The following is a 2,007-nucleotide window of genomic DNA, read 5'->3' as shown; positions in this document are numbered from 1 at the left end:
TGGGGCCGGTCTGTTGTCTCGGGAAGGTTCCGATCCTCGGACGGTCCACGAACCGCTCGTCACTGTGACGGGTAGGCGTCGGCCATGGAGTCTGTGGGAATCGGTTGTTGTTTGAGAACTGCACAGTGGACGCGAGCATCTGTGGCCAAGTTGTTAAGGGCGCACGGTGGATGCCTAGGTACCAGGAACCGATGAAGGACGTGGGAGGCCGCGATAGGCCCCGGGGAGCTGTCAACCGAGCTGTGATCCGGGGGTGTCCGAATGGGGAAACCCGGCAGTCGTCATGGGCTGTCACCCGCACCTGAATATATAGGGTGTGTGGAGGGAACGCGGGGAAGTGAAACATCTCAGTACCCGCAGGAAGAGAAAACAACCGTGATTCCGAGAGTAGTGGCGAGCGAAATCGGATGAGGCTAAACCGGTTACGTGTGATACCCGGCAGGGGTTGCGTGATCGGGGTCGTGGGAGTGTGCTTGATCGGTCTGCCGGCCGGTCGGCGAGTCAGAAACCGTATGTGTAGTCGAAGGACATGCGAAAGGTCCGGCGTAGAGGGTAAGACCCCCGTAGACGAAACATGTGCGGCTTGCTTGCGCATTTCCCAAGTAGCACGGGGCCCGAGAAATCCCGTGTGAATCCGGCGGGACCACCCGCCAAGCCTAAATATTCCCTGGTGACCGATAGCGGACTAGTACCGTGAGGGAAAGGTGAAAAGTACCCCGGGAGGGGAGTGAAATAGTACCTGAAACCGTGTGCCTACAAGCCGTGGGAGCGTCGTCATCCGCCTTGTGTGGGTGGCCGTGACTGCGTGCCTTTTGAAGAATGAGCCTGCGAGTTTGCGGTGTGTGGCGAGGTTAACCCGTGTGGGGTAGCCGTAGCGAAAGCGAGTCCGAACAGGGCGATTTGAGTCGCGCGCCCAAGACCCGAAGCGGAGTGATCTAGCCATGGGCAGGGTGAAGCGCGGGTAAGACCGTGTGGAGGCCCGAACCCACCAGGGTTGAAAACCTGGGGGATGACCTGTGGTTAGGGGTGAAAGGCCAATCAAACTCCGTGATAGCTGGTTCTCCCCGAAATGCATTTAGGTGCAGCGTCGTGTGTTTCTTGCCGGAGGTAGAGCACTGGATTGTTGATGGGCCTCACCAGGTTACTGAGATAAGCCAAACTCCGAATGCCGGTAAGTGAGAGCGCGGCAGTGAGACTGCGGGGGATAAGCTCCGTGGTCGAGAGGGAAACAGCCCAGAGCACCGACTAAGGCCCCCAAGCGTGCGCTAAGTGGGAAAGGATGTGGAGTCGCAGAGACAACCAGGAGGTTGGCTTAGAAGCAGCCACCCTTGAAAGAGTGCGTAATAGCTCACTGGTCAAGTGATTCCGCGCCGATAATGTAGCGGGGCTCAAGCGCACCGCCGAAGTCGTGTCATTCGTGCATGTAGCCAAGCCTTCGTGGTTCAGGCGTACGGATGGGTAGGGGAGCGTCGTGCAGCGAGTGAAGTCGCGGTGGAAACCAGTGGTGGACGCTGCACGAGTGAGAATGCAGGCATGAGTAGCGAATCACACGTGGGAAACGTGTGCGCCGGATGACCAAGGGTTCCTGGGGCAGGCTAATCCGCCCAGGGTAAGTCGGGACCTAAGGCGAGGCCGACAGGCGTAGTCGATGGACAACGGGTTGATATTCCCGTACCCGCTACGATGCGCCAGCGCCGAACCTCGTGATGTTAAGGCCGTGAAGCCGCCGGGATCCTTCGGGTGAACGGTTTTGGTGGAGCCGCCGAACCAATCGGGTAGTAGGTGAGCGATGGGGTGACGCAGGAAGGTAGTCCAGCCCGGGCGGTGGTAGTCCCGGGGTAAGGGTGTAGGGCGTCGTGTAGGCAAATCCGCACGACATACAGCCTGAGACCTGATGCCGACCCGATTGTGGGGAAGTGGATGATCCTATGCTGCCGAGAAAAGCCTCTAGCGAGTGTCGTGGCGGCCCGTACCCCAAACCGACTCAGGTGGTCAGGTAGAGAATAC

At 59.2% G+C, this 2,007-nt stretch carries 1 rRNA gene; it reads left to right on the top strand.

The features are described 5' to 3' along the window. Positions 1 to 143: 143 nt before the first annotated feature. Positions 144 to 2,007: ribosomal RNA gene (locus ABIA38_RS45025) — 23S ribosomal RNA — on the top strand; the annotation flags it as partial.

The sequence above is a fragment of the Embleya sp. AB8 genome, from assembly GCF_049739465.1.
Taxonomy (GTDB): domain Bacteria; phylum Actinomycetota; class Actinomycetes; order Streptomycetales; family Streptomycetaceae; genus Embleya.
This window is presented reverse-complemented; position numbering and strand designations above follow the sequence as displayed.